The 25,816-nt window shown below is 65.2% G+C and carries 25 protein-coding genes; 13 read left to right on the top strand and 12 right to left on the bottom strand.

The window, feature by feature from the left end:
• The first annotated feature begins 10 nt into the window (after window positions 1–10).
• The 6 genes from D8Z78_RS12965 (at window position 11) to D8Z78_RS12940 (ending at window position 6,682) form a co-directional block, all read left to right on the top strand.
• A complete protein-coding gene (locus D8Z78_RS12965; protein WP_121630699.1) occupies window positions 11–877 on the top strand; it encodes a carbohydrate ABC transporter permease in 867 nt (288 codons plus the stop codon).
• Between the two features lie 126 nt (window positions 878–1,003).
• Window positions 1,004–1,834, top strand: a complete 831-nt coding sequence (locus D8Z78_RS12960; protein ID WP_121630698.1) for a carbohydrate ABC transporter permease — start codon at window positions 1,004–1,006, stop codon at window positions 1,832–1,834.
• A gap of 45 nt (window positions 1,835–1,879) precedes the next feature.
• Window positions 1,880–2,884: an ABC transporter ATP-binding protein gene (locus D8Z78_RS12955; protein ID WP_121630697.1), complete on the top strand. Its 1,005-nt coding sequence runs from the start codon at window positions 1,880–1,882 to the stop codon at window positions 2,882–2,884.
• A 119-nt stretch (window positions 2,885–3,003) separates the two neighbouring features.
• On the top strand, window positions 3,004–4,473 hold the full coding sequence (locus D8Z78_RS12950) for a mannitol dehydrogenase family protein (protein ID WP_121630696.1): 1,470 nt from the start codon (window positions 3,004–3,006) through the stop codon (window positions 4,471–4,473).
• Window positions 4,470–5,153: an HAD family hydrolase gene (locus tag D8Z78_RS12945; RefSeq protein ID WP_121630695.1), complete on the top strand. Its 684-nt coding sequence runs from the start codon at window positions 4,470–4,472 to the stop codon at window positions 5,151–5,153. Before D8Z78_RS12950 ends, D8Z78_RS12945 begins: the two co-directional genes overlap by 4 nt.
• Before the next feature lie 8 nt (window positions 5,154–5,161).
• Window positions 5,162–6,682: an FGGY-family carbohydrate kinase gene (locus D8Z78_RS12940; RefSeq protein WP_121630694.1), complete on the top strand. Its 1,521-nt coding sequence runs from the start codon at window positions 5,162–5,164 to the stop codon at window positions 6,680–6,682.
• A gap of 52 nt (window positions 6,683–6,734) precedes the next feature.
• Here the strand turns inward: D8Z78_RS12940 and D8Z78_RS12935 are convergent, their stop codons facing one another.
• A complete protein-coding gene (locus D8Z78_RS12935) occupies window positions 6,735–9,215 on the bottom strand; it encodes a M10 family metallopeptidase (RefSeq protein WP_164932959.1) in 2,481 nt (826 codons plus the stop codon).
• 271 nt (window positions 9,216–9,486) lie between these two features.
• On the opposite strand from D8Z78_RS12935, the gene D8Z78_RS12930 reads away from it, so the two are divergent.
• The 4 genes from D8Z78_RS12930 (at window position 9,487) to D8Z78_RS12915 (ending at window position 13,127) form a co-directional block, all read left to right on the top strand.
• Complete coding sequence (locus D8Z78_RS12930) at window positions 9,487–10,962, top strand: DUF4153 domain-containing protein (RefSeq protein ID WP_121630692.1); 1,476 nt, start codon at window positions 9,487–9,489, stop codon at window positions 10,960–10,962.
• Complete coding sequence (locus D8Z78_RS12925; RefSeq protein ID WP_121630691.1) at window positions 10,940–11,611, top strand: response regulator transcription factor; 672 nt, start codon at window positions 10,940–10,942, stop codon at window positions 11,609–11,611. Before D8Z78_RS12930 ends, D8Z78_RS12925 begins: the two co-directional genes overlap by 23 nt.
• A complete protein-coding gene (locus tag D8Z78_RS12920; protein WP_121630690.1) occupies window positions 11,608–12,579 on the top strand; it encodes a sensor histidine kinase in 972 nt (323 codons plus the stop codon). The genes D8Z78_RS12925 and D8Z78_RS12920 overlap by 4 nt, the downstream gene beginning before the upstream one ends.
• Before the next feature lie 83 nt (window positions 12,580–12,662).
• Window positions 12,663–13,127 carry a hypothetical protein gene (locus D8Z78_RS12915; protein WP_128910783.1) on the top strand — a complete coding sequence of 155 codons (465 nt, stop codon included), beginning with the start codon at window positions 12,663–12,665 and terminating at the stop codon, window positions 13,125–13,127.
• 48 nt (window positions 13,128–13,175) lie between these two features.
• On the opposite strand, the gene D8Z78_RS12910 is transcribed toward D8Z78_RS12915, so the two are convergent.
• The 5 genes from D8Z78_RS12910 to D8Z78_RS12890 all read right to left on the bottom strand — a co-directional run bounded on the left by D8Z78_RS12910 (window position 13,176) and on the right by D8Z78_RS12890 (window position 18,753).
• Window positions 13,176–13,949: an amino acid ABC transporter ATP-binding protein gene (locus tag D8Z78_RS12910; RefSeq protein ID WP_420824318.1), complete on the bottom strand. Its 774-nt coding sequence runs from the start codon at window positions 13,947–13,949 to the stop codon at window positions 13,176–13,178.
• A 24-nt stretch (window positions 13,950–13,973) separates the two neighbouring features.
• Complete coding sequence (locus tag D8Z78_RS12905) at window positions 13,974–15,356, bottom strand: amino acid ABC transporter permease (protein ID WP_121630687.1); 1,383 nt, start codon at window positions 15,354–15,356, stop codon at window positions 13,974–13,976.
• A gap of 12 nt (window positions 15,357–15,368) precedes the next feature.
• Window positions 15,369–16,619 (bottom strand): amino acid ABC transporter permease, encoded by a 1,251-nt coding sequence (locus D8Z78_RS12900; protein ID WP_121630686.1) that lies wholly within the window; start codon window positions 16,617–16,619, stop codon window positions 15,369–15,371.
• A 118-nt stretch (window positions 16,620–16,737) separates the two neighbouring features.
• The gene (locus D8Z78_RS12895; protein WP_121630685.1) at window positions 16,738–17,751 is read right to left on the bottom strand and encodes an amino acid ABC transporter substrate-binding protein; all 1,014 of its coding nucleotides are present in this window, start codon (window positions 17,749–17,751) and stop codon (window positions 16,738–16,740) included.
• A 507-nt stretch (window positions 17,752–18,258) separates the two neighbouring features.
• Window positions 18,259–18,753, bottom strand: a complete 495-nt coding sequence (locus D8Z78_RS12890; RefSeq protein ID WP_121630684.1) for a hypothetical protein — start codon at window positions 18,751–18,753, stop codon at window positions 18,259–18,261.
• A 179-nt stretch (window positions 18,754–18,932) separates the two neighbouring features.
• Here D8Z78_RS12890 and D8Z78_RS12885 point away from each other — a divergent pair, with 179 nt between their 5' ends.
• Window positions 18,933–19,904: a threonine ammonia-lyase gene (locus tag D8Z78_RS12885; RefSeq protein ID WP_121630683.1), complete on the top strand. Its 972-nt coding sequence runs from the start codon at window positions 18,933–18,935 to the stop codon at window positions 19,902–19,904.
• A gap of 33 nt (window positions 19,905–19,937) precedes the next feature.
• Here D8Z78_RS12885 and D8Z78_RS12880 read toward each other — a convergent pair whose 3' ends face one another.
• The 6 genes from D8Z78_RS12880 to D8Z78_RS12855 form a co-directional block, all read right to left on the bottom strand.
• On the bottom strand, window positions 19,938–20,120 hold the full coding sequence (locus D8Z78_RS12880; RefSeq protein ID WP_121630682.1) for a Trm112 family protein: 183 nt from the start codon (window positions 20,118–20,120) through the stop codon (window positions 19,938–19,940).
• Complete coding sequence (locus D8Z78_RS12875; protein ID WP_121630681.1) at window positions 20,117–20,755, bottom strand: LON peptidase substrate-binding domain-containing protein; 639 nt, start codon at window positions 20,753–20,755, stop codon at window positions 20,117–20,119. Before D8Z78_RS12875 ends, D8Z78_RS12880 begins: the two co-directional genes overlap by 4 nt.
• A 27-nt stretch (window positions 20,756–20,782) precedes the next feature.
• On the bottom strand, window positions 20,783–21,700 hold the full coding sequence (locus tag D8Z78_RS12870; protein WP_121630680.1) for a thioredoxin family protein: 918 nt from the start codon (window positions 21,698–21,700) through the stop codon (window positions 20,783–20,785).
• Window positions 21,701–21,772: 72 nt separating this feature from the next.
• Window positions 21,773–22,513 carry a maleate cis-trans isomerase family protein gene (locus tag D8Z78_RS12865; RefSeq protein WP_121630679.1) on the bottom strand — a complete coding sequence of 247 codons (741 nt, stop codon included), beginning with the start codon at window positions 22,511–22,513 and terminating at the stop codon, window positions 21,773–21,775.
• Window positions 22,510–23,676: a M24 family metallopeptidase gene (locus D8Z78_RS12860; protein ID WP_121630678.1), complete on the bottom strand. Its 1,167-nt coding sequence runs from the start codon at window positions 23,674–23,676 to the stop codon at window positions 22,510–22,512. Before D8Z78_RS12860 ends, D8Z78_RS12865 begins: the two co-directional genes overlap by 4 nt.
• Window positions 23,669–24,712: a pyridoxal-phosphate dependent enzyme gene (locus tag D8Z78_RS12855; protein WP_121630677.1), complete on the bottom strand. Its 1,044-nt coding sequence runs from the start codon at window positions 24,710–24,712 to the stop codon at window positions 23,669–23,671. The genes D8Z78_RS12860 and D8Z78_RS12855 overlap by 8 nt, the downstream gene beginning before the upstream one ends.
• Before the next feature lie 468 nt (window positions 24,713–25,180).
• Between D8Z78_RS12855 and D8Z78_RS12850 the strand changes: the two genes are divergently transcribed.
• Together D8Z78_RS12850 and D8Z78_RS12845 are read left to right on the top strand one after the other, a co-directional pair.
• The gene (locus D8Z78_RS12850; RefSeq protein WP_121630676.1) at window positions 25,181–25,465 is read left to right on the top strand and encodes an STAS domain-containing protein; all 285 of its coding nucleotides are present in this window, start codon (window positions 25,181–25,183) and stop codon (window positions 25,463–25,465) included.
• A partial coding sequence (locus tag D8Z78_RS12845; protein WP_240672113.1) for a response regulator occupies window positions 25,462–25,816 on the top strand: 355 nt, incomplete at its 3' end. The genes D8Z78_RS12850 and D8Z78_RS12845, both read left to right, overlap by 4 nt.

Here is a 25,816-nt window from a genome sequence, read left to right as displayed (position 1 = left end):
AGGATACCTCATGGCGACGCAACAGTCGCGGTCCGCAGCCCGCGTGATGATGGCCCCGGCCGTCGTCCTGCTTCTGGGCTGGATGCTGGTGCCGCTGATCATGACGCTGTATTTCTCGTTCAAGAAATACCTCCCCCTGCGCGGTGGCGACCTCGGCTGGGTGGGGTTCGAGAACTACGTGCGCTTCGTCTCGTCCAGCTCGTTCTGGCCTGCGGTGCAGACCACACTGGTGATCGTCGGCGGCGTGCTTGTCATCACCGTCTGTCTGGGCGTTCTGCTGGCGATCCTGCTGGATCAACCGATGTGGGGCCAAGGCGTCGTCCGCATCCTTGTGATCGCCCCGTTCTTCGTCATGCCCACGGTTTCGGCGCTGGTGTGGAAGAACATGTTCATGGACCCGATCAACGGCCTGTTCGCCCATATGTGGAAGTTCTTCGGGGCGGAGCCGATCCAATGGCTCAGCCAAGCCTCGATGCCCTCGCTGGTGATGATCATCAGCTGGCAATGGCTGCCCTTTGCGACGCTGATCCTGCTGACCGCGATCCAGTCGCTGGACAGCGAACAGCTCGAGGCCGCGGAAATGGACGGTGCCCCGGCGCTCAAGCGCTTCTGGTACATCATCCTGCCGCATCTGGGCCGCGCCATCACCATCGTGATCCTGATCCAGACGATCTTCCTGCTGGGCATCTTCGCCGAGATCTTCGTCACCACTGGCGGCGCCTTCGGCACCCGCACCCTGACCTACCTGATCTTCCAGCGCGTGCTGGAAAGCCAGAACGTGGGCCTCGGCAGCGCAGGCGGTGTCTACGCGATCATCCTCGCCAATATCGTCGCCATCTTCCTGATGCGCATCGTCGGGAAAAACCTCGATGCATAACACACCTTTCTCCCGCCCCTGCTTCTTTGGTCCCCAAATACCTCGGAGGGGTCTGGGGAGGCAGAGCCTCCCCAGCGGATCGCGGCGCGCAGCGACGCGAAACACAACAAGCGAGAGGACCTGACCATGGCCCGCGCCGTTACAAACCAACGCAAGCTCATCAACACCGCCGCCGCATGGGCCGTGGGTCTGGTGATCTTCTTCCCGATCCTCTGGACCATCCTCACCAGCTTCAAGACAGAGGCACAGGCGATCAACGACCCGCCGATCTGGTTCTTCTTCGACTGGACGCTCGAAAACTACGCCGTCGTTCAGGAACGCTCCAACTACATGCGCTTCCTGTGGAACTCGATCATCATCGCGGGCGGCTCGACCGTTCTGGGCCTGATCATCGCCGTTCCCGCCGCGTGGTCCATGGCCTTCGTGCCCAGCAAACGGACCAAGGACATCCTGCTGTGGATGCTCTCGACCAAGATGCTGCCGGCGGTGGGCGTGCTTTATCCGATCTACCTGCTGTTCATCCAGCTGGGCCTTCTGGACACCCGCATCGGTCTGGTCATCGTGTTGATGCTCATCAACCTGCCGATCATCGTCTGGATGCTTTACACCTACTTCCGCGAAATTCCGGGCGAGATCCTCGAAGCGGCGCGGATGGACGGCGCGGGCCTGAAGGAGGAAATCCTGTATGTGCTGACGCCGATGGCCATCCCCGGCATCGCCTCGACCCTGCTGCTGAACATCATCCTCGCGTGGAACGAGGCCTTCTGGACGCTGAACCTGACCGCTGCCAAGGCAGCGCCTTTGACCGCGTTCATCGCCAGCTATTCCTCGCCCGAGGGTCTGTTCTACGCGAAACTCTCGGCCGCGTCCGTCATGGCCATCGCGCCGATCCTGATCATGGGCTGGTTCAGCCAGAAACAACTCGTCCGGGGTCTGACCTTCGGCGCGGTGAAATAATCGCGCTCAAGTAGCGACAGCGGTAGCGCAAAAAGGAAAACGACAATGGGCCGTATCCAACTCAAGCAAGTCAAGAAATCCTTCGGCGACGTCACCGTCATCCCGCCTCTGGACCTGTCCATCGAAGACGGCGAGTTCGTGGTCTTCGTCGGCCCCTCGGGCTGCGGCAAGTCCACGCTTCTGCGCCTGATCGCAGGCCTCGAGGACACGACAGGCGGGCATATCGAGATCGACGGGCAGGACGCCACCGCCCTGCCGCCTGCAAAACGCGGTCTGGCCATGGTGTTCCAATCCTACGCGCTGTACCCGCACATGTCGGTGCGCAAGAACATCGCCTTCCCGATGAAGATGGCCGGTGTGCCCGAGGACGAACAAAAACGCCGGATCGACTCGGCGGCCAAGGCGCTGAACCTGACCGACTATCTCGACCGTCGTCCGGGCCAGTTGTCCGGCGGTCAGCGCCAGCGTGTCGCCATCGGCCGCGCCATCGTGCGCGAACCCGCCGCCTTCCTGTTCGACGAACCGCTCTCGAACCTCGACGCGGCGCTGCGCGTCGGCATGCGGATGGAGATCTCGGAGCTTCACAAGAAACTCGACACCACGATGATCTACGTGACCCACGATCAGGTCGAAGCCATGACCATGGCCGACAAGATCGTCGTGCTTCAGGCCGGTGTGATCGAGCAGGTCGGCAGCCCGCTGGAGCTGTATCACAGCCCGCGCAACACCTTTGTCGCGGGCTTCATCGGCTCGCCCAAGATGAACCTGATCGGCGGGCCCGAGGCCGCGAAACATGACGCCACGACCATCGGCATCCGCCCCGAGCACCTGACCGCCTCGACCACCGACGGCCTGTGGAAAGGCACCGTCGGCGTGTCCGAACACCTTGGCTCGGACACCTTCATCCACGTGCATGGCACCGGGCTGGCCGAGACCATCACCGTGCGCGTCGGCGGGGAGTTTTCCGTCCATCACGGCGATACCGTCTACTTGACACCCGACGCCGAAAAGCTGCACCGCTTCGACGACAAGGGCCTGCGCATCGCCTGACCGAACCGGCCGGGCGTGGACCGTATCCCATGCCCGGCCTCCCCTTCCCCGCCCTCTCTAGGGGAAGGGGCCTGACCCACACCGGCGCGCCTGCGCCATTTGACACATGGTATGATCCAATGACCGTCACGCTGTCCAACGCCGCCCTCGCCCATCTGCCCGACCGCGTCAGCGCCCCGGGCTATGACCGAAGCAGCCTGACCGCCGGGATCCTGCATTTCGGCCTTGGCAACTTTCACCGCGCGCATCAGGCGATGTATCTCGACACGTTGATGGGCAAGGGGCTGGCGCAGGATTGGGCGCTGGTTGGCGCAGGCGTCTTCGAGGGCGAGCGCAGGGGCCGCGACATCCTCGCCGCGCAGGATTTCCTGACGACGCTGGTGGAACAGGAGGCCGACACATCCGAGGCCCGCGTGCTGGGATCGATGATCGACTATATCGAACCGGCCAACGCCACCGCGACGATTGCGCGGATGGCCGAGGATGACATCCGCATCGTCTCGCTGACCATCACCGAGGGCGGCTATTTTCTGGATGCCTCGGACGATTTCGACCCGAGCCACCCGTCGATCCAGCACGATGCCGCCAACCCCGACAGCCCGAAAACCGTGTTCGGCATGATCCTTGCCGGGTTGCGCGCACGTCAGGCCAAGGGCCTGCCGCCCTTTACCATCATGTGTTGCGACAACATCCCCCACAATGGCGACGTGACCCGCCGCACGCTGACAGGCCTTGCGCGCATGACGGACCCGGCTTTCGCCGATTGGATCGTCGCCAATGTTGCCTTCCCCAATGGCATGGTCGACCGCATCACCCCCGCCACCACCGACCGCGAACGTGCCATCCTGCGTGACGAATTCGGACTGGAAGACGGCTGGCCGGTCTTCTGCGAGGACTTCACCCAATGGGTGCTGGAGGACAACTTTCCGCTGGGCCGTCCGCCGCTCGAAGAGGCCGGTGTACAATTTGTCGACGACGTGATTCCCTTTGAATTGATGAAGTTGCGCATCCTCAATGCCGGACACGCGGTGATTGCCTACCCGGCAGGCCTGCTGAATATACACTTTGTGCACGAGGCGATGGAGCATCCCCTGATCCGCGCCTTCCTGCGCAAGATCGAGGAAACCGAGATCATCCCGATGGTCCCGCCGGTGCCCGAGACCGACACAAGCGCCTATTTCGACAAGATCGAGGAACGCTTCAGCAATCCCAAGATCGGCGACACGATCCGCCGCCTGTGCCTTGACGGCTCCAACCGCCAGCCGAAATTCATCGTGCCGGTGATCCGCGACGCGCTGGCGCAGGGTGCCACGATCGAGGGGCTGGCGCTGGAAAGCGCGCTCTGGTGCCGCTATTGCGCAGGCACCAGCGACAGCGGCGCGGTGATCGAACCGAATGACCCAAACTGGGACGCGTTGCAGGCGCTGGCCCTGCAAGCCAAGGAAGACCCGGCGATCTGGCTGACACAAAAGGCCGTCTATGGCGACCTTGCCGCGCATGACGGCTTTGTCGCGGCCTTTGCGCGCTGGCTGGTGATGCTCTGGACCAAGGGCACCGCGGCCACGCTGGAAACCTATCTCGCCGAATGACGGCTGGGTCCGCCTCCGGCCTCGTGATCTTCGATTGCGATGGCGTGCTGGTCGACAGCGAACCGATCTCGCTTTCGGTCATGCTGGAGGTGCTGGCCGAGGCGGGCTGTCCGTTGACCGAGGCCGAGGGTTATGCCCGGCTGCTTGGGCGCTCGATCCCGACCATCGCAAGCTGGCTGCGCACGGAACGCGGCTGCGACCTGACCGAGGCGCATCTGTCCGCCCTGCGCGAGCGCCTGTTCGCCCGCTTTCGCAGCGAGTTGCGCCCGATCCCCGGTCTGCGCGCGGCGGTCGAGACCCTCGAACGCCCGGTCTGCGTCGCCTCCTCGTCGCAGCCCGACCGGATCGCGCTGTCGCTCGACGTCACCGGGCTGCTGCCGCTGTTTCATCCGCATATCTTCTCTGCCACGATGGTCGCGCGCGGCAAACCCGCGCCCGATCTGTTCCTGCATGCAGCCCGCGAAATGGGCGCCGATCCGGCCAGTTGCACCGTGATCGAGGACAGCCCCGCCGGGATCAAGGCCGCCAAGGCCGCCGGAATGCGCGCCATCGCCTTTGTTGGCGGGTCCCATGCCGGCCCGGCGAACCTGCGCGAAGAGGTTGCAAAACTCGCCCCCGACGCCATCATGGGCCACATGGAAGAGTTGCCCGCCTGCCTGCGCGCGCTCGCCGCGACTTGAGGGAGAGCATGGCCCAACACATCTGTGCCGTCGATGTCGGGACACGCAGCGCCCGCGCCGCGATCTTTGCGCCGGACGGCCGGATGCTGGCGCGCGAAGCCCGCAGTTTCGACGTGTCCGAACAGGCCGGGGGCGTGGCCGAGTATCGCTTCGAGACGCTTTGGCAAGCGGCCTGCGATGCCGTGCGGGCCGCCCTCGAGACAGCCGGGACAGCCGCCAAAGACATCGCCGGGCTTGCCTTCGACGCCACCTGTTCGCTGGTTCTGCCCGTGCCGTTGGGGCCGGACGGGCGGGACACCATCGCTTGGTACGACCACCGCGCCGCCGTCGAGGCCGCCGAGATCACCGCAACCGGCCATGACCTGATCCGCCACCTCGGCGGCAGCATGTCGCCCGAGATGCAGACGGCCAAGCTTTTGTGGGTAAAGCGCCACAGGCCCGATCTTTGGCCTCAGGCGCGGGGTGCCCGGGATCTGGTCGATGCGCTGACCGGGCGGGCCTGTGGCTCCGTTTCGGCCTCGGCCTCGGTGCTCGCCACGAAATGGCCCTACCTGCCCGATGCCGGCGGATGGCAGACCGACCTTCTGGCCCGCATCGGCCTCGACGATCTGGCGCTGCCAGAGACCGTGCTGCAACCCGGCAGCTGTGCGGGCAGGCTGACCGAAGCCGCCGCCGCGCAGATGGGGCTGACCCCGGGTCTGCGCGTCGGGACCGGCATGGTAGACGCCTATGCCGGGGCGCTGGGGGCCAGCACTGGCGCACCGGACGGGCTTTGCCTGATTGCCGGAACATCGAATTGCGTCATGGCCCTGTCGGACCGGCCCACCGCGATCCCCGGCATCTGGGGGCCGTTCCGCGATGCCGTCCTGCCCGGTCTTTGGGCCAGCGAAGGGGGACAGTCGGCGGCGGGGGCCGCGCTCGATTTCGTCATCGACAGCTGGCCCGGTCGCGAAGCCGCGCCGCGCCCCGATCACCCGACCATCCTGCACCGGATCGCCGCCTTGCGCGCCGATCAGGGCGAGAGCTTTGCCCGTGGATTGCATGTCCTGCCGGATTTCAACGGCAACCGCTCGCCGCTTGCCGACCCGCTGGCGCGCGGCGTGATCCACGGCCTGCCGCTGGATCGCAGCTTTGACGCGCTATGCGCGCTATATTGGCGCACGGCAGTGGGGATCGCGCTGGGAACGCGGCAGATCCTGTCGCATATGGGCGTCGCCCCGGGTCGCGCCCTGACCATGGGTGGCGGCATGGCCCTGTCGGACCAGATGACTCAGCTGTTTGCTGACGCGACCGGTCATGTGATCGTCCGGCAGACCAACACCGACGCGGTGCTGCGGGGCACGGCCATGGTGGCGGCGGTGGCATCAGGTCTCGCGACCGATCTGGCGCAGGCTGGGCAGCAGTTCGCCGACAAGACCGACACATTTGCCCCCCAGCCCGAGGCTCAGGCCCGGATGACCCGCGATTACGCCATCTTCGAGGCGTTGCAGGAACAGCGCCGCAGCCTGCACATCCTTGACGGCACGTGACCCCATCTGTCGGAGGGCTCACGCCATCCGTCAGCGAGGGATGCGGCTTGGGTCACAAGATGAAATCCGCCGCTGTCAGGGTAAAGGCGCCGTTCAGGAAGACCTCGAAATCGGCGACGCCGTCGCCGTCCACGTCACCGCGCAGCACCGTGTTGCCATTGATGTCGAAGGCGCGCAATTCGCCCGCGACGTTGCCAAAGGCCGCCGCCCCGATGAAGGTGAAAGCCTCGTTGCTGCCCCCGCTCGTGCCATCGGCATCGATACCGGACAGGTCGATGATATCTAGCCCCTGTTCGAAGTCGCGGATCACGTCGCGTGTGCCGCCCCCCGCGCTGGACTCCGACACGTCGGTGAACACGAACACATCCGCCGCGCCATCGCCGGGAAAGCCCCCGCTGACATAGTCACCACCGATCAGCACATCGCGCCCGGCGCCGCCAATCAATGTGTCGCTGTCGGCCCCGCCGCGCAGCTGGTCGAGGTCATCCCCGCCGACCAGCGAGTCCTTTCCGGTGCCGCCCAGCAGAACATCACGGCCCGTGGTGCCGCCCAGCAACGTGTCGTTGCCTGCTCCCCCCACAAGGATGTCGTTGCCTGCGCCACCATCCAGAGTCTCGGCCCCGCCAAGCCCGTAAAGCCGGTCCGAGCCGCCGCCGCCAAACAGGTCGCCGTCGGTATGGTAGCCGATGAAAGTGTCGTTGAAGTCGCCGCCAACGAGGTGCTCGATGCTGGTCAGCGTGTCGGTGCCCGCCGCCCCGGTATATTGCACACCGGTGGTGTTGAGGTTCACGCTGATGCCGCCGCCAAAGCCGGCATAGACCGCGGTGTCCCGACCGGAGCCGCCATTGATCTCGTCATCGCCATAGCCGCCGTCCAGCGTATCCCTGCCATTTCCACCCAGAAGCGTGTCGGAGGCAAAGCCGCCGATCAGGTGGTCGGCGCCGTCATCGCCCGACAGATGATCCGAACCGCCGCCGCCATCCAGAGTGTTGTTGCCGCCATCCCCCGCCAGCACATCGCCAAAGCCGCTGCCCGTGACCTGCTCGAACCCCGCGATGTCGTCGCCTGCCGCGTCGTTTCCGCTAGCGGTGTTGCTGCCAAGGTCGACCGTGACGGAACCGCCCGAGGCGCTGTAATCCAGCAGGTCAACGCCCTCGCCGCCGCGCAGGGTGTCGGCGCCCGCATTGCCCAGCACCGTGTCGTCCCCGCCGCCGCCCGAGACGGAGTCCGCACCGCCGCCAGAGCTGAACAGGTTCGCGACATCATTGCCGGTCAGCGTGTCGTTGCCGCTGCCGCCGGTCGCATTCTCGATCACCACACCATCGGCAATCGTATAGCCCCCGGCGATGCCGTTGGCGCCCGAAATGAATCCGCCGCCGCCCAGTTCGTAGGCCAGCGTCGCGGCGCGCAGGTCGATCGTGGCGTTGCGCGTCCCGGAATAGCGCAGCTCGTCCGTTCCGCCCGCATCCCAGATCGCCACATAGGCCGTGCCCGGCAGGTTCGCGTCCGGCAGGTCGTAGACATCGTCGCCGGTCGCCGTCGTCAGGTTCGCGCCGTACATCTCTTGCAGCAGGGCGATGTCCAGCGCCATCGGCCCGGCCTCGTGACCGTAGCCCGGGCCGAAGCTGGGCGTGCCGACCGGCCCGGTGCGGAAGCCGGAATTGTAGCTCATCGTGGTGAAGACGCCCTGATTGAGCAGGTGGTCGCCATAGCTGTTGAAGGCCGAGGTCACCCCCGGCATGATCTGCGACCCGCCGCCGGTATCGTGGGGATGCGCAAGACCCATGCCATGCAGCAATTCGTGCACCACGGTGACGAAATCCTCGCCGCCACGTTCCAGCCCGCCGGTGGTGTTGGTCCGGTCCCAAGCCGCGCCGTTGAAGACGCCAAGCCCGGCATTCGGCGTGCCCGGCGGATAGAAATAGCCCAGCGTGCCCGGATCCATCTGGCCATTCGCGTCCAGCTGAAGGATGAAATCCGCCGCGCCTGCATTTCCGACCACCGAGAATGTGACATTGGTCACCGCCTCGATCGTCGCGAAAGCGTCTTGGACGCGGGCGATCTCGTAGGCGTTCCACGCCTCCGAGGTGATGCCATCGGCCCCGACATAGCCCGCCGGTGCGAAATAGACCGAGATGGATGTGTCGGACAGCTGCCCCGCCCAGTCGAGCGCGTCGAGCGGCCCGGGCGGGTCCACCTCGATGACGGAAATCTCGTAGCTTCCGACATAGCGATCATCCCACGCACCGGCCTCGATGTAGACGGTCTCATCGGCGGTCGAGAGGTAGGTCAACTGAGAGTCGAGGCCGTTGGCATCGTCGTTGAAGACCAGAAGCGTGCCGCTGGCGTCGTAAACCCGCAGGAAAGGGTCCGACAGGGAGACGCCGTTCAACTGCACCTCGATCGCCTGACCGGCCGACAGCGTAACGGCGAACCAATCCCGGTCCCCCGTCACCTCGAGCACGCCGGTGGCCGTTCCGCCGATCGAAACGACACCCGTCGTCGATGTGTCCTGGCTGAAATCATCGGGCATGGCGCACGCATCCTCATTACCGACCATCCGCGGGGCGTGAATCTCCGCCGCCGCGCGGTCGCCATTAGAGCGGAAACCGAGCGGTAGACGCAAGCCGCCCACCGGACCGAAAAGCGAGGATGCACATCAAATCTTTATCAACCGGGCAGAATTGACAGGCCGATGTGACGCCCTGTCGGGCCTGCTGTCTGCACGTCTCCTGCACATTTCCTGACGACCTGCTGCACGGCGCAGGGGGCATACCGGGCCGGACCTTACAGGAGAGACATCCATGCAAGAAACGACACCCTCCCTGCCCCGCGCCCTCGCCCGTGACGGGTGGTGGCTGGACGACGCGCCGATCCCGGCGCGGCATCCGGTCCAAAGCGGACAGCGCCTGCCCGGCGCCCTGCTGCTCTCGGCCTTGGTGCTCGCCTCGGACCTGCTGTTCTGGGGGCACGGCTTCGGCCTCAACCTCGCGATCTTCGCGGTCCTCGTGGCGGGCGCGGCCACGCACGGCCTGCCGGTGCGGCGGTTGTTCTGGCCAATGGTCCTGATGCTGGCCGGGATTCTGCCGGTGGTGGAGTTCGTGCAACCGCTGTCGCTGGCGTTCATGGCAGGCGCCGTGCTGGCGGCGCTGGCGCTGGCTCACAACCCGGACCTGTCCCCGGTGCAGATCGTCTGGACCACGCTGGCCCGCCTGTCGCGCCTGCCCGCCGACTGGATACGGCAGGCGCTGCCCGCCCGTCTGCGCGCCTTCCTGACCGAAACGGAGCTTCCCCCGGCCAAGAGCCCGGCACATCTGCGCGCGCTCTGGCGCAACTGGGCGTTTCCTCTGGGCGGGGCGCTGGTCTTTGGCAGCCTGCTCATCGACGCCAACCCGGTCTTCTCCGACAGCCTGTCGCGGGTCTTCGATCTGGGCGAGCTTGTGCCACGCGTCATGTTCTGGGGGGGCATCGCGCTGTTCACCGCGCCGCTGTTGCGCCCGGTCGCTGCGGTCGGGCAACCCGACCTGCCGCGCCTCGCCCTGCCCGGTTTGGGGCTGAACCCCGGCTCGACGCTGAGCGCGCTGAGCGTCTTCAACCTCATGATCGGGCTGCAAAGCCTGTCCGATGTGACGATCCTCATCGGCGGCGCCTCCCTGCCCGAGGGCATGAGCTACGCCGAATACGCCCATCGCGGCGCCTACCCGCTTCTGGCCACGGCGCTGCTGGCGGGAACCTTTGCCCTGCTGGCGCGGCCCTTTCTGGACGAACACCGGGCGTTGAAGCCGCTGATGCTGCTCTGGCTTGCGCAGAACGTGGCGCTGTGCGCCTCGGCGGCGCTGAGGTTGGACTTGTATATCGACAGCTACGGGCTGACCTACCTGCGCATCCACGCGCTGATCTGGATGGGGTTGACGGCCTGCGTGTTGCTGCTGATCGGCTGGCAGGTCATCCGTCGTCGCCCGAACGCGTGGCTGGCGATCCGGGGCGCGATGCTGGGGGTTGCGACGCTTTATGCCTGCGCCTTCGTCAACTTCGCCGAAGAGATCGCCGAACGGAACCTGACGCGCGCCGAGCCCGACCTCGCCTATATCTGCAAGCTTGGGCCAATGGCATACGGACCGATTTCCGCAGCCCGCACGGCTGGGCGCCGTTTCTGCCCGGACCTTGTGGCACCGACGCCGGGCGCATGGCAGGAATGGGGGCTTCGCAAGGCCCGGGTGCAGGCCTATGGTGCCGCCGCAACCACGGAGGATCGCGATGAAAATCCTGCTCGTCGATGATGACCCGCGCCTTCGCGACCTCGTGCGCATGGCGCTGGAGCGGGCAGGCTACGCGGTCGTGACCGCAGCGGACGGGCAGACGGCGCTGACACATGCGGCGCGCGAGACGCCCGACCTGATCGTGCTCGACGTGGGCCTGCCGGAAATGGACGGGTTCGAGACCTGCCGCCGCATCCGCGCGACCTCCGACGTGCCGATCCTTTTCCTGACCGCCCGCGACGACGAGATCGACCGCATCGTCGGGCTGGAACTGGGGGCCGACGACTACGTGACCAAGCCCTTCTCGCCGCGCGAAGTGATCGCCCGCATCCGTGCGATCCTGAAACGCAGCGCGGGCCCCGCGCCGCGCGCGCTGAGCCATGGCAGCTTGCGGATGGATCCGCAGGCCCGGCTGGTCTCGGTCGCGGGCGTTGATCTGGCCTTGACCGGCACCGAGCTGCGCCTGCTCGAAGCGCTGCTGGGTCAGCCCAACCGGCTGTGGACGCGCGCGCAAGTGACCGACGCAATCTGGGGGGCGGGCAGCCCCGTCTCGGACCGGACGCTGGACAGCCACCTGCGCAATTTGCGCCGCAAGCTGGCCGAGGCGGGCCAGCCGGATGTGATCGAGACGGTGCATGGGCAGGGCATGCGGCTGAGGCCGGTGCCATGACGCGTTGGCGCCCGTCGCTGGGATTTGTTCTGCTGGGGGCGCTGGCGGGCACGCTGGCGCTGTCCTTTGCCGGGCTGGTGGCGCTGCGCTATCTCGGCCCGGAGATCGGCTTTCGGCAGGCGGCGGTGCTGCTGGCGCTGGTGATCACCGCAGTAACGGGGGGATTGGGCTGGCTGCTGGTGCGCCTGCTGTTGCGCCCGATCCGTGCCTTGCAGACCTATGCGGCGGCGCAGGAACGCGGGCAGGACGCCCCGCACCCGGCCCATTACGGCACGACCGAGTTGCACGGGCTGGCGCAGCGGGTGATCGCCATGGCCGAGGCGCTGCGCAATCGCGAAAGCACCATCCGCGCCTATACGGACCATGTCACGCATGAACTCAAGACCCCGGTCAGCGTTTTGCGGGCGGCCTGCGAACTGCTCGAAGACGGCAACACCCTGTCACCCGAGGATGCGGCCCTGCTGGCCCGCATCGACGAGGCACGCGCACAGTTGGAGGATCAACTGACCGCGCTGCGCAACATCGCCCGCGCGCGCGAGGCGCGCTATCTGGGTGAAACGACTGTCGCACAGGCCTTGTCCCTGATCGAAGACAGACCCGTCTCGGTCACACAGGGCGGCACGGCCCATCCCCTGCCGCTGGCGCCGGAGGGGCTTGCACTGGTGCTGTCGCACCTGCTGCGCAACGCCGCCGAGCATGGCGCAGGCGAGGTCATGATACGGCAGGATGGTCAGGCGCTGACCGTGCAGGACGATGGCAGCGGGATTTCCGCAGGCAATGCCGCGCAGGTCTTAGACCCGTTCTTTACCACCCGTCGCGACAGCGGTGGAACGGGCATGGGGCTGGCGATCGTCTCGGCGCTGCTATCCGCGCATGGCGGGACGATCCGGCACCTGCCCGGCGATCGCGGCGCATGTTTCGAGATCGCTTTTGCCTCGGGCCTTCCGACACGCACGCCCGCCGAATGAATAGACCGCCGGAGGGCGGCAAAACCCCGAAGTCATCCCGAAGCCGCCATTTTTGCGCCGGGTTTCCTGTTTACCCTAACCGCATGACCCAGACTGCGCCCCCATCCCTTCTGCCCTTGATGCGCAATTTCGGCGCATGGGCCGCCATGGCCGGTGGCCTTGCCTTGGTGCTGGTCTTCGTCCAGATCGCCCTGCCCATGATGCACCCGCAGCCCTCTGCCCCGACGCAGATCGGGGAAATGGCCGGTGAAATGGCCCGCGCGGCGTGGCGCAGCTTTCGGGACCTGCCGCCGCCCCAACCGGACTTGGTCGAAGCCGGGTCAGGCGCGGCCCTGTTTGTCGCGATCCCCCTCCTCGGCGTTCTGGCCTTGTTCCTGGCGGCGATTTCCAGCTACCGGCGCGAGGCCGGGCGGCTGGCGATCTACGGCGCAGGACTGGGCGCAGCCGCCATCCTCGCACATTTCGTGCTGTGGCTGGCCTTGGCGATCCTTGGGATGATGCTGTTGATCGCCATCGTGCAGAACCTCGGCGATTTCTTCGATATCTGAACGAAAAAGGCGGCCCGAAGGCCGCCCCGTTGTCGTGCTGCGATGCGCTCAGTGCCCCAGGATCTGGCTCAGGAACTGCTGGGTGCGCTCGCTCTTCGGGTTGTTGAAGAACTCTTCGGGCTCGTTCTGTTCGACGATCTGGCCATCCGCCATGAAGATCACCCGGTTCGCCACCTGACGGGCAAAGCCCATCTCGTGGGTCACACACAGCATCGTCATGCCTTCCTCGGCAAGCTCGATCATGGTGTCGAGCACCTCCTTGATCATCTCCGGGTCCAGCGCCGAGGTCGGTTCGTCAAACAGCATGATGCGCGGCTTCATGCAAAGCGACCGCGCAATCGCCACACGCTGCTGCTGACCGCCCGACAACTGGCCGGGATACTTGCCCGCCTGATCGGGAATCTTGACCTTTTCCAGATAGTGCATCGCCGTCTCGATCGCCTCGCGCTTGGGCGTCTTGCGCACATGGATCGGCGCCAGCGTGCAGTTTTCCAGAATGGTCAGATGCGGGAACAGGTTGAAGTGCTGAAAGCACATGCCCACCTCGGACCGGATCGTGTCGATGTTCTTGAGGTCCGAGGTCAGCTTGGTCCCGTCGACGGTGATCGCGCCCTTCTGGTGCTCTTCCAGCGCGTTGATGCAGCGGATCAGCGTGGATTTGCCCGACCCGGACGGGCCGCAGATCACGATACGCTCGCCGCGATAGACCGTCAGGTCGATGTCGCGCAGCACGTGAAACTGGCCGTACCACTTGTTCATGCCCTGAATCTCGATGGCGACCTCGTCGGACACCTGAAGGTTCTTGCGAGGGGCGTCTGTCATTGTCTCTGTCATGTTTTCCACTCCTCAGCGGTGCGAGCGATCAAGTTTGCGTTCCATGTAAACCGAGTACCGCGACATCCCGAAGCAGAACACGAAGTAGATGAACGCGATGGTCAGGTAGCCGGTATAGGCGGTGGTGGGCGTGGACCATTCCGGGTCCTTCAGGGTGTTCAGCAGGACGCCCAGCAGGTCGAAGATCGAGATGATCAGCACCAGCGTGGTATCCTTGAACAGCCCGATGAAGGTGTTCACGATGCCCGGGATCACGGTGGTCAGCGCCTGCGGCATGATGATCAGCCGCATTTGCTGCCAGTAGGACAGGCCCAGCGACATGCCGCCCTCGTATTGCCCCTTGGGGATCGCCTGCAGACCGCCCCGGATCACTTCGGCCATATAGGCGGAGGCGAAGAGGATCACGCCGACGATGGCGCGCAACAGCTTGTTGAAGTCGACGCCCGGCTCAAGGAAGTAGGGCAGCATGGCGCTGGCGAAAAACAGCACCGAGATCAGCGGGATGCCGCGGACCACCTCGATGAAGATCACCGAGGAATACTTGATGATCGGCGCGTTCGACCGGCGCCCCAGCGCCAGCAACATGCCCACCGGCAGCGATATCACGATACCGAAGATCGCCACCACCAGCGTCACGGTCAGGCCGCCCCACTTGTTGGTCTCGACCACTTCGGTGCCCAGCACAACGTCGATGAGGCCGGTCACCAGCGGCAGGAAGGCAAACAGCCCCAGCACGCCGGTCGCAATCAGCATCGCGGGGGCGAAGGCCTGCCCGACATCGCCGAAACGTCCGGCATTGGCCAACCACCACCCGGCAAAGAACACCGCCGCCAGCAGCACCGGGAACCATGCCCCCGCGAACAGGTGGCCAAGGTCGCCCTCTTCCTCGATCGGCATGCCGTTGAGCAGGACGAAGGCGATGATCGGGAAACCGATCAGCATGAAAGCCGCGACCTTGCCCTTGTGGCTGGGACCAAAGACCAGCCATGCGATGCCCGCCCCAAGGATGAAGAAGCACAGGTTCACCCGCCAGACGTTTTCCTCGGGGTAGAAGCCGTACATGAACTGGTACCACTTCGCCTGAATGAAGGGCCAGCACGCCCCGCCATTGACGAAGCAGGCTTCGCGCTTCAGCCCCTCGGGGTCCGAAAACGTTGCCGACAGCACCGCGAAATCGAAGATGGTCCAGATCATCCAGATCAGCGCATAGGCGGTGAACAGCGTCATGATGGTCATGAAGACCGAATTGACCGCCTTGCCCGGGCTGGAATAGTCGGCCATGGACGCAAAAATGTTGCGCCACAGCCAGCCTTGGATGCCGACCTCCGATGCCGGAGCAGGCAGGATGGGGGCCTCGTGCGTGCGCACCCAGTGATCTGTTTCGTGTTCTTGCATATCCCTGCCCCCTTACCGTTCGACCAGCGCGACGCGGTTGTTGAACCAGTTCATGAAGGCCGAGGTCAGCAGCGAGATCGTCAGATAGACGAGGATCACGATGGCGATGATCTCGATGGCCTTGCCGACTTGGTTCAGGATCGTCCCCGCGAAGACCGCGACCAGTTCCGGATAGCCGATGGCGGCGGCCAGCGACGAGTTCTTGGTCAGGTTCAGATATTGCGAGGTCAGCGGCGGCACGATCACCCGGAAGGCCTGCGGCAGGATGACCTTGCGCATCGCCTGCCCGTCGGTCAGCCCCAGCGCCGCGGCGGCCTCGGACTGGCCCTTGGGCACGGCTTGGATACCGGCGCGGACGATTTCCGCGATGAAGGCGGCGGTGTAGGTGAACAGAGCAAGGAACAGCGCCATGAATTCCGGCGCGATGTAGCTGCCGATGCCCAGTTCGAATCCGCGACGGAAGACCGGGCCTTCGGTGACGAAGTTCGGCCATTCCAGCGTGATCGGGCGTCCGGTGATCAGGTAGACCACGGTCGGCACCAGCACGATCAGCGCCAGCGACACCCGGAAGACCGGCGAGGGCTGGCCCGTCGCGTCCTGCTTCTTCTTCGCCTGCCGCGCATAGAACCATGCGCCGACACAGGCGGCGAGGAACGCCACGATGGTCATCCAGAAGCCGGGCTCGACAATCGGATAAGGACCGTAGATGCCCTTGACGTCGAACTGGAACAGGCCCGGCACAAGCGTCCCGTAGGTGCCGCGCTCGGACGGGGCGACAAGGCGCAGCAGCGCCGCCCAGAAGAAGATCTGCAACAGCAGCGGGATGTTGCGCAGCAATTCCACGTAGATGGTGGCGAAACTGCGCAGGACGAAGTTGGACGACAGCCGGAAGATCCCCATGAGGAAGCCCCAGATCGTGGCAAAGAAGATGCCGACGATGGACACGATCAAGGTGTTGGCAATCGACACCATGAAGATGTCGAAGACGGTGCTTTCCCCCGCCTCATAGCCCACAAGCCACGTTCCGAACGTGGTCAGAACCTGAATGTCCGATGGCCTGTCAAAGAAATCAAAGCCGAATTCCTTGTTCTGCGCCGCAAGGTTGGCGGCCGCGTTCTGCAAGGCCAGATAGATCATCCCGATGATGATCAGCGCAAGGATCGCCTGAAAGAACAAGGATCGCGCGTGACTGTCGAATACAAGGGCGGCAAGCCCCGTGCGTTCGCCCTTTGGCTGAACGTCACTGTCGGTTGTCGAACTCATGATGTGTCCCCGCTGGTCTTATAGGAAAAGGGACAGAGGCAAGCCTCCGCCCCTTTTCGCTTTTTCTTGATGCGGTGCTGCCGGGCCGATCAGGGGATCACCCGGCAGCCTGCGCCGATCAACGGATCGGCGGAGCGTACATCAGGCCACCATTGGTCCACAGCTCGTTGACGCCGCGGTCCAGCTTCAGCGGGGTGTTCGGGCCGACATTGCGCTCGTACATCTCGCCATAGTTGCCGACCTGTTCGACAGCCCGAGCGATGAACTCGGCATCCAGACCCAGCGGTTCGCCGTAGTTGTTGTCACCCACGCCCAGAATACGCTGAACGGAGGGGTTTTCCGACGACTTCATCTCTTCGATGTTCTCGGAGGAGATGCCGTATTCCTCGGCTTCGACCACACCGTTCAGAACCCAGCGGGCGATCTTCATCCACTGCTCGTCACCGGCGCGGACCGACGGGCCAAGCGGCTCTTTCGAGATGGTCTCGGGCAGGACGACATGCGCGTCCGGATCGGCCAGCTTCAGACGCTCGGCTGCCACGCCGGAGCGGTCGGTGGTGAACACGTCGCAACGGCCGGACCCGTAGGCGGCGATCACCTCGTCCGAGTTCTCCAGCGCGACGAGCTGGAATTCCATGCCATGCTGCTGGAAGTAGTCGGTAATGTTCAGCTCGGTCGTGGTGCCGGTGTTGGTGCAGATGGTTGCGCCATCCAGCTCCATCGCCGATTTGATGCCCAGACCGGCGGGAACCATCATGCCCTGACCGTCATAGTAGTTCACGCCGACGAAGGAGATGCCCAGGTCGGTATCGCGGGTGATGGTCCAGGTGGTGTTGCGCGACAGCACGTCGATCTCGCCAGAGGACAACGCGGTGAAGCGGTCCTTTGCGGACAGCGACACGTATTCCACGGCATTCGCATCGCCCAGAACCGCAGCGGCCAGCGCCTTGCAGTAATCGACGTCGATACCGGTCCATTCGCCCGCGTCATTGGTCGCGGAGAAGCCCGGAAGACCCTGGCTCACACCACATTTCAGGACGCCAGCGGCCTTCACATCATCGAGAGTCGCGGCGCCAGCTGCACCGGCGGCACAGGCTGCGGCAACGGCAACGGTCATCAGTTTGGTTTTCATCGGTTCCTCACTTGTTGGTCAAACGATGCATGCCCCGTTGGTCCGGGGATCTCTTATGGAATTCAGGTATTGTCCCGGCCCCCAAACGCTTTGGGACCGACGCATCCGCGCATGATACGCGCTGCAGGACGGACCGCAAAACGCGGCAACGGGGCGAAAACTTGGTCTGCATCAGGAGGAATCGTTACCCATTTGACCCTTTGGTGTAAATTGCGACTTGTTTCATCAAGTCGGTCACAATCCGGCACACCACGGCATGCATTTCCGGGCCACCGCATTAACGCGTTGAATTTACGCTTTATTAATGCACCTCCCCGGAATCGGGAGTGTTGCAAAATTCTTTGGCGCTGAGCAAAAATTGATCAAAATTGCAGCGCGCACACCTTCGATACGGCGAAGTACCGCTACGGAAGATCGCGCTTAACGCGAGTCGGCCAAGGCCGTTCGAGCCGAATTTTGTGAATTTGTGAACGATTTCAAGGAATCACTCGGGCGCGATTTCAGCCCTCAGTTGCCGATGGCGCCGCCCTTCGCCTCCGGCTCCGGTTTGGGCTCCGTCCCGAGGAAGATCGCCAAGGCCTGCTGGCGGATCGTGTCGATCTCGGGCAGGCTGTCGAGCGTGGCAAGCCGGCGCTGCGTGTCCGGTTCGTACAGATCGACATGAACCACGTCCTTGCCCAGCTTGACGACCTCTTTCATGTAGCTGCCGACGGAAACCGCCCGCAGCACGCAGCCATCGATCAACTCCAGAAACATGAAGTGCTTCGCCACCGGCCCGGCAAGAGCGTCGAAGCGGACTTCGAGCACGATCCGGCCATCGTCGAACCCGGCGACCACCTCTTGTTCGTAGGTCTGTTGACCCGGATCGATATAGCCGCCCCATTCGAACGGCGGGCAATCCTCGATATGGTCGTGATCGTCGCCATGATCGTCGGTCTGCGCCAACGCAGCCCCCGCCAGCAGGCAAGACAGGACCAGACCCCGGAAAAGGCTGTGAATCATGGCGCGCCTCCTTTGCCGGGACCCTAGCCAAAGCGATGAATGTCGCCAATCTCGAAACCGCGCTTCCGCAGTAAACCGCCGAACCTGTTGCTTCCGATGCGCAACCGGGGCAGCCGCCGCACGATCCGGCTTTGCAGGGGATCGATCCGGCGCTAGCGTCGGCGAAAAAAGGGGGACCGATGGATATCACGATGATCGAGGCCGCGGCAGAGCGCCTGAACGGGCATGCGCGCCGGACGCCGCTGCTGTCCTCGCCACGGCTGGACGACCTCGCCGGGCGGCGGGTGCTGGTCAAGGCGGAATGCCTGCAGCATACCGGCAGCTTCAAGTTCCGGGGCGGCTGGTCCGCCCTGTCGGCGCTGGACCCGCAGACGCGCGCGCGGGGCGTGCTGGCCTATTCTTCGGGCAACCACGCGCAGGGCGTTGCGGCAGCGGCCCGCGCCTTTGGGGCGCCCGCCGTGATCGTGATGCCGTCCGACGCGCCGAAACCCAAGATCGAGAATACGCGCGCCTTGGGCGCCGAGGTCGTGCTGTACGACCGGGGCCGCGAGGCGCGCGAAGAGATCGGCGACCGGCTGGCCTCCGAACGTGGCCTGACGCTGATCAAGCCCTATGACGAACTCCAAGTCATTGCCGGTCAGGGCACCTGCGGCCTCGAAATCGCTGCCCAAGCGGCAGAGAAGGGCGTGGAGCGGGCCGATGTGCTGGTCTGCTGCGGCGGAGGCGGTCTGACCGCCGGGATCGCGCTGGCGCTGGAGGCGCGGGCGCCGGGGCTGCGGGTGCGCCCGGTGGAACCCGAAGGGTATGACGACACGGCACGCTCACTGGCGGCGGGCGTACGGCTGGGCAACGCCACCGAGGCCGGGGGCCTGTGCGACGCGATCCTGACACCGATGCCGGGCGCGTTGACCTTTCCGATCACGTCCCGCCTGTGCGCGTCGGGGCTGGTGGTCAGCGACGACGAGGTCCTGCGGGCGATGGCGCTGGCCTTTGCGCATCTCAAGGTGGTGGCAGAGCCGGGTGGCGCCGTGGCGCTGGCAGCGGCGCTGTTCCACGGCGAGGCGCTGGCGGGCGACACGGTGGTCGCGACGATCTCTGGCGGCAACGTCACGCCGGAAGTCTTTGCCCGCGCGCTGGCGTTGCTCGGGTAGGATGGGTGATCACCCATCCTACGACAGGCACGCCTAATCCTCGATCTTGCGCGCCTCGTCGGCCAGCATGATCGGGATGCCGTCGCGGATCGGATAGGCCAGCGACGCCCTGCGCGAGATCAGCTCGCCCGCCGCCGCGTCATAGTCCAGCGGGCCTTGCGTCACAGGGCAGATCAAAGCCTCCAGCATACGCCGGTCATACAAGGCGTCGGTCATTGGATCCTGTCCTCTTCGCCGCCCCGCAGGGCATATTCGATCAGCGTTACCAGCGTCTCGCGCCGCGTCGCAAGCGATGGCGCCTCCAGCAGCGCCTGCTTGTCCTCGGGGCCGAAGTCCAGCAGCATCGACAGCGAGTTGATCAACAGCTCGTCCTCCGCATCCTGCAAGGTCTGCCAATCGGCGGACAGGTCGCGCGCGGTGAAGTAGCGATCCAGCAGCGCCATGAAGGCGCGCCGGTCGAACCGGTCATCGCAATCGCTCGACTTGCGGTCCGCCTCGAACCCGTCCCAGCGCACCTCGCAGCGCCGGTAAGGCGTGAAGCCCTCGACCTCCTGCACGATCCGAAAGCGCGAAATCCCGGCCAGCGTGATCATGTAGCGGCCATCCTCCGTCTCGGAGAATTGCGTGACACGGCCCGCGCAGCCGATCTTGTGCAGGCCTTCGGGTCGGCCCGGCGTGACCATCGGCTGCACCATGCCGATCAGCCGCGTATCGGTCTTCAGGCAGTCGTCCAGCATGGCCAGATAGCGCGGTTCGAAGATGTGAAGGGGCAGCCGTGCCCGGGGCAGCAACAGTGCGCCGGGCAAGGGAAAAACGGGGATCATCCCGGGCAGGTCGGTAAGCCAAGTCATGTCGTGACAGCTAGCCCGCCGACCGGCTCAGGCAAATATCATCGACGACAGTTTCCGCCGGCCGTTGAGAACAACGGGATCGTTCGGCTTGAGCGCCTCGAAGATGGTGAAAAGCTGCGCCTTGGCGGCACCGTCGTTCCACTCGCGATCCCGGCGGAACAGTTCCAGCAGATGATCGACGGCAGCCTGCCCGTCGCCCTTGGCATAAAGCGCCTGCGCGAGGTCGTAGCGCGCCTGATGGTCGTCGGGATTGGCCTCGACCGCGGCTGTCAGTTCCGCCACGGGACCGGCATTCGCCGCCTGCTTGGCCAGTTCCAGCTGGGCATGCGCGGCCTCCAGTTCGGGCGACTTGGAAATTTCGACCGGGGCGCCATTCAGCGCCGCCTCGGCCTGCTCCAGATCACCGGCGGCGATATAGCTGCGCACCATGCCGCCATAGGCCTTGGCGTTCATCGGGTCCTCTTCGAGGATCGCGGCAAAGACCTGCACGGCATCCGCTGCGGCCCCCTGCTCCAGCATTTCCTCGGCGGCGGCAATCGCATCATCGAGACCACCTGAGGCATCGCCCCCGGCAGCGGTCACGACCCGCTCGATGAAGGCCTTCAGTTCCGAGCCGGGCAGCGCGCCCTGAAAGCCGTCCACCGGCTGGCCCTGCCAGAAGGCATAGACCGTCGGGATCGACTGGATGCGCAACTGACCGGCGATCATCTGCGCCTCGTCGACGTTGACCTTGACCATGCGCACCGCGCCCTTGGCCGCCCTGACCGCCTCTTCCAGAGCCGGGCCAAGCTGCTTGCACGGGCCGCACCAAGGCGCCCAGAAATCGACGATCACCGGCACCGTTTGCGAGCCATCCACGACCTCGGCCATGAATTCCGCCTCGGTGATGTCCTTCACCAGATCGTCTGCCGGCGCCTGCCCTTGACCCTGACCCAATTCCAACATGATTGCCTCCGCTCCTTGGCGTTTCCCTGCCTAGATGGCGTACCGCCTTCAAGGATGCAAGCCCGGCCCATGTCAGGACTGCATCAGGCGTCCCGCTTTGGCGGGCAGATCGGTGATCCCGGCAAGGGCGGCCATGTGCCATGCAAGGACCTGGTTCGAACTGAGGACAGGCAGGCCCAGCTCCGCCTCCAGCGGGGCGATGATGTCGAGGGTGCGCAGGTTGGTGCAGGAAAGGAATACCGCGTCTATCCCGCCTTGGGACGCAACCGCGCGGGCGGCCTCGGCGATGGAGGCGGGGGCGATGCGGGCCACCCGGGCCTCGATCTCTTCGCCGAAGGAGAGCGTGTGCGGCACCATAAGCCCAGCCGCCTCGAAGGCACGCCGGATCGGCACCGCCACCGATGCGATATAGGGTGACACGATCCCCAGCCGCGTGACGCCCAACCGCGCGCAGGCTGCAAGCGCGGCGGTCAGTGGGTCGGTGGCCGCCCGCGCCGGGCAATTCGCGCGGATCATCTGGTGCACTTGGTCCGCGCCGATCAGGGTTGTGCCGGAGGTGCAGGCATAAGCCACGGCATCGAGCGGCGCGGCGACCGGCAACAGCCGTGTCGCAGCGGGCAGGTCATGCGCCATCCCGGCGATGGTGTCAGGGTTCAGCTCCGCGCCGGAGGGCACCCGGCTGACATGCAGCCGCGCCCTGTCGGGCGTGAAAAGGTGCCGGAAGTCCTGCTCGATGGTCTCGTCCACCTGCAACACGATCAGCCCGAGCCGGGGCCGCGTGTCTTCCTCGATCTCGTAGGCGAACGGCGTCATGAGCCGATCTCCGGGAGGTCCGCAGGGGCGCGCGGCGACAACAGCTCGACGCCATCCTCGCGCAGTACGATGTTTTCCTCGTGCACCAGCATGCGACCGTCGCGCGTGGCGCATCCCGGCTCCAGCGTAAGCACCATGCCCGCACGCAATGGCGTCCGGTCCAGCGGCGTGAAGGACGGCCATTCCGTCAGCGTCACGCCCAGCCCATGGCCCAGTCGCCCGCCCCCCGTCTCTGCCCCCTGCCCGCGCAGCGCCTCGTCGAACAGGCGGTGCACATCGCAGGCCAGATGCCCGGGGCGCAGCGCCGCCATGACGTCTTCGGTCGCCTGCCAAAGCGCGTGATGCGCGCGGCGGGCACAGTCCGAGGCCGGGCCGATGGCGTAGTTGCGGTCGAAATCGCAGAAATACCCGTCCTTCACCGCGCCGGTGTCCAGCATCAGTACGTCACCCCGTTGCAGCGGGTCGCTCGACGCGGGCGAGATCACGTCGCCATAGCCGTCCGGCCCGGCGCCCCCCGCGACATAACTGACCCAGTCGGCCCCCTCTTGCAGCAGCGCAATCTGGAAGTCGCGAAAGACCGCGTCCAGCGGGCGCCCTTCACCGGCAAACTCCGGCACCCGGTCAAAGACACGTCCCGCCAGCGCACAAGAGGCGCGGATCTTGGCAATCTCGGCCTCGGACTTGATCTCTCGCACCTTCTGAACGCAGCCGGTGGCGTCCTCGAACCGGCGTGGGGCAAGGCGGGCGCGCAGCGTCTCGTAGTCGGCCACGGGCATGCGCAGATGTGTTTCCAGACCCATCGGCAGGCCGATGGCACCGCTTTCAGGGACGATGTCGCCCAGAACGCCCGCCAGCAGGCTGACCCCGTCATCGCGCGGGTCGGGGGCGTCCCAGGTCTCGATCCGGGGAATCCATGTGCGGCGCATCAGGTCGGCGCCGATGGCGGGAATCACCGCAACCGGGTCGCCCTGTGAGGGGACCACGATGAACCACGGACGGGCCGGGCTTTCCCAGAAGCGCGTCAGGAACCCGGTCGTATAGAATACGTCCGCCGGGCTGGTCAGCAAAAGTGCCGTCAAACCTTGAACCGCCATGCGCGCCTGCAAGGCCGTGATGCGCGCACGGTATTCCGAGGCCGGGAAGATCAGCGACGTCTCAGGCATCCTCCGGCCCCTCGCTGAGGATGGCCAGCACATGCGCGTCAGGCGGCAGGTCCAACCCGGCCAGCGCCGCCGCGATGCCGCCCGCACCCGAGGGCGTCGTCGCAATGCCCATCCCGGCCAGATCGCGCACCGCTTGCTCCGCCTGCTCCTCGGTGATCGTGACGAACAGGTCGGCATCCCGCGCCAGCCCTTGCAGGGCGATCATCGACGGCGTCTTGCAATCGAGACGCCCCATGCAACTGTCCGGCCCGGACGTATCCACCACGCCCCCTGCCCGGATGCTCTCGATCAAGGCCGGGGCGGCCTGCGGTTCGACCACGACGATCTGCGGCCCGTCTGCCCAAACATGCCGGGCATGAGCGGCAACGGCGGCGGCCAGCCCGCCGACCCCCGCTTGCAACAGGATATGCGTTGGCGGCGTGTCGACCTGCGCGGCGGCCTCGGCGGCAAGTTGCAGATACCCTTCCATCACGCGCAGCGGCAATTCGGTATAGCCCGGCCACGAACTGTCTGACAGCAGCGTCCACCCATGCGCCTCGGCCGCGGCGGCGGCGGCCCGCATGCTGGCCTCGTAATCGGCACCTTCGCGGACCACCTTGGCCCCCTTGGCAGTGAGCCGCTGCGCGAACGCCTCCGGCACCGTCCGCGACAGGTAGATCACCGCCTGCGCCCCGAACAGACGCGCCCCGGCGGCCACGGACAGACCGTGATTGCCCGCGCTCGCGGTAACATAGGTGCGGCCTTGCAAGGCCGTGACCCACTCGTCGCCGGTCGCGGCAGCCTCGCGCGCAATGGCAAACGCGGCCCCCAACGCCTTGAAGCTGCCAAGGCCCATCCGGTCACGCTCATCCTTCAGGCTGACCCGCGCCACGCCGAGACGCGCGGCCAGCTCGGGTGCGTCCTGCAACGGCGTTTGCGCATGCGCAGGGCATTTGGCCAACAGCATGGACACGTCCCGTGCCTCGACGATCGGCCAAGGGGAATCCAGCCCCAGCCCGGTGCCCCGAAACGGGTTGCTCTGCTTGTCCAGCGTCATCGTATTCTCCTGTCCGTTGCGCAGGAGCCTAGCGCAGGTCCGGTCGGAAATCTCGGCTTCTCCGGCATATGCCGTCGTTTTCCGACCTGCGCGCCTTGGACGGCCAAGCGGATGCAGGCCTATCCGTGAATCACCCCCGCCTGCGACATGATCGAGCGACGACATGTGGCCTGAGCGCGCCCAGACAGCCCCGGGCAAAGTTTGGAACAGATAGTTGCAATTTTCCATGCTTATACCGGCACCCGAGGCCGAGCCCCACACATGCACCTTGGGATGCTCTGCAAGATCCTGATGTAAAAGAATTTATGTGGCACCGGGACCCTGCGTGCCCGGCTGTGACAGGTACAAACCGTGCCTTTCGAGACCACAAATCCCGGAACGCTTTGTTAAGACAGCGCGCGTATTCCTGCTTTTCGAAAACGTGCCGTGCATCGGCGCGAACGGTGCCACTAGGGATGCAGTTTCACGATGCCAGATATCAATTTCCATGCGCTTGGGGTTTCCCGCGCCCGTTCGGGTGAAGACCCGCTCGTCGCCTTTCTGCTGAACGCTCGCGGAGCGCCGGTCACAGTCTCGGCGCGCGATGTCAACCGCCTCGATTCCCACCGGCTGCAATTGCTGCTGGTCGCGGAAAAACAATGGGCAATGGACGGTGCATCCTTTCAGGTCACCGACATGACACCTTCTTTCCGCGAGGGTTTGAAGCGCCTCGGGCTATCCGCCGACCATTTCGACCAGGAGACGATGCAATGACGACAAAGGTGCTGGCAATCGACGACTCGCGTACGATCCGAAACTTGTTGCGCGTCTCTCTCGAAGGTGCGGGGTTCGAGTTCCACTCCGCCTGCGATGGTCAGGAAGGTGTCGAGGTTTTCCCGGATGTCGACCCGGACGTGGTGATTACCGACATCAACATGCCGAAGATGGACGGCTTTGGCGTCATCGACAGCCTGCGCAGCGGCCCCAACCGAACCACTGTTCCGATCCTCGTCCTGACCACCGAAAGCTCGGACGAATTGAAAGCCCGTGAACCAGACCGGGTTTACCGGAGAGCCAAAAGCTCGGAAGGTAAGCTATGGAAAAGGGAAACCCTGGGAACCGTTT

The sequence above is a fragment of the Tropicibacter alexandrii genome (assembly GCF_003667315.2).
Classification (GTDB): domain Bacteria; phylum Pseudomonadota; class Alphaproteobacteria; order Rhodobacterales; family Rhodobacteraceae; genus Tropicibacter; species Tropicibacter alexandrii.
This window is presented reverse-complemented; position numbering and strand designations above follow the sequence as displayed.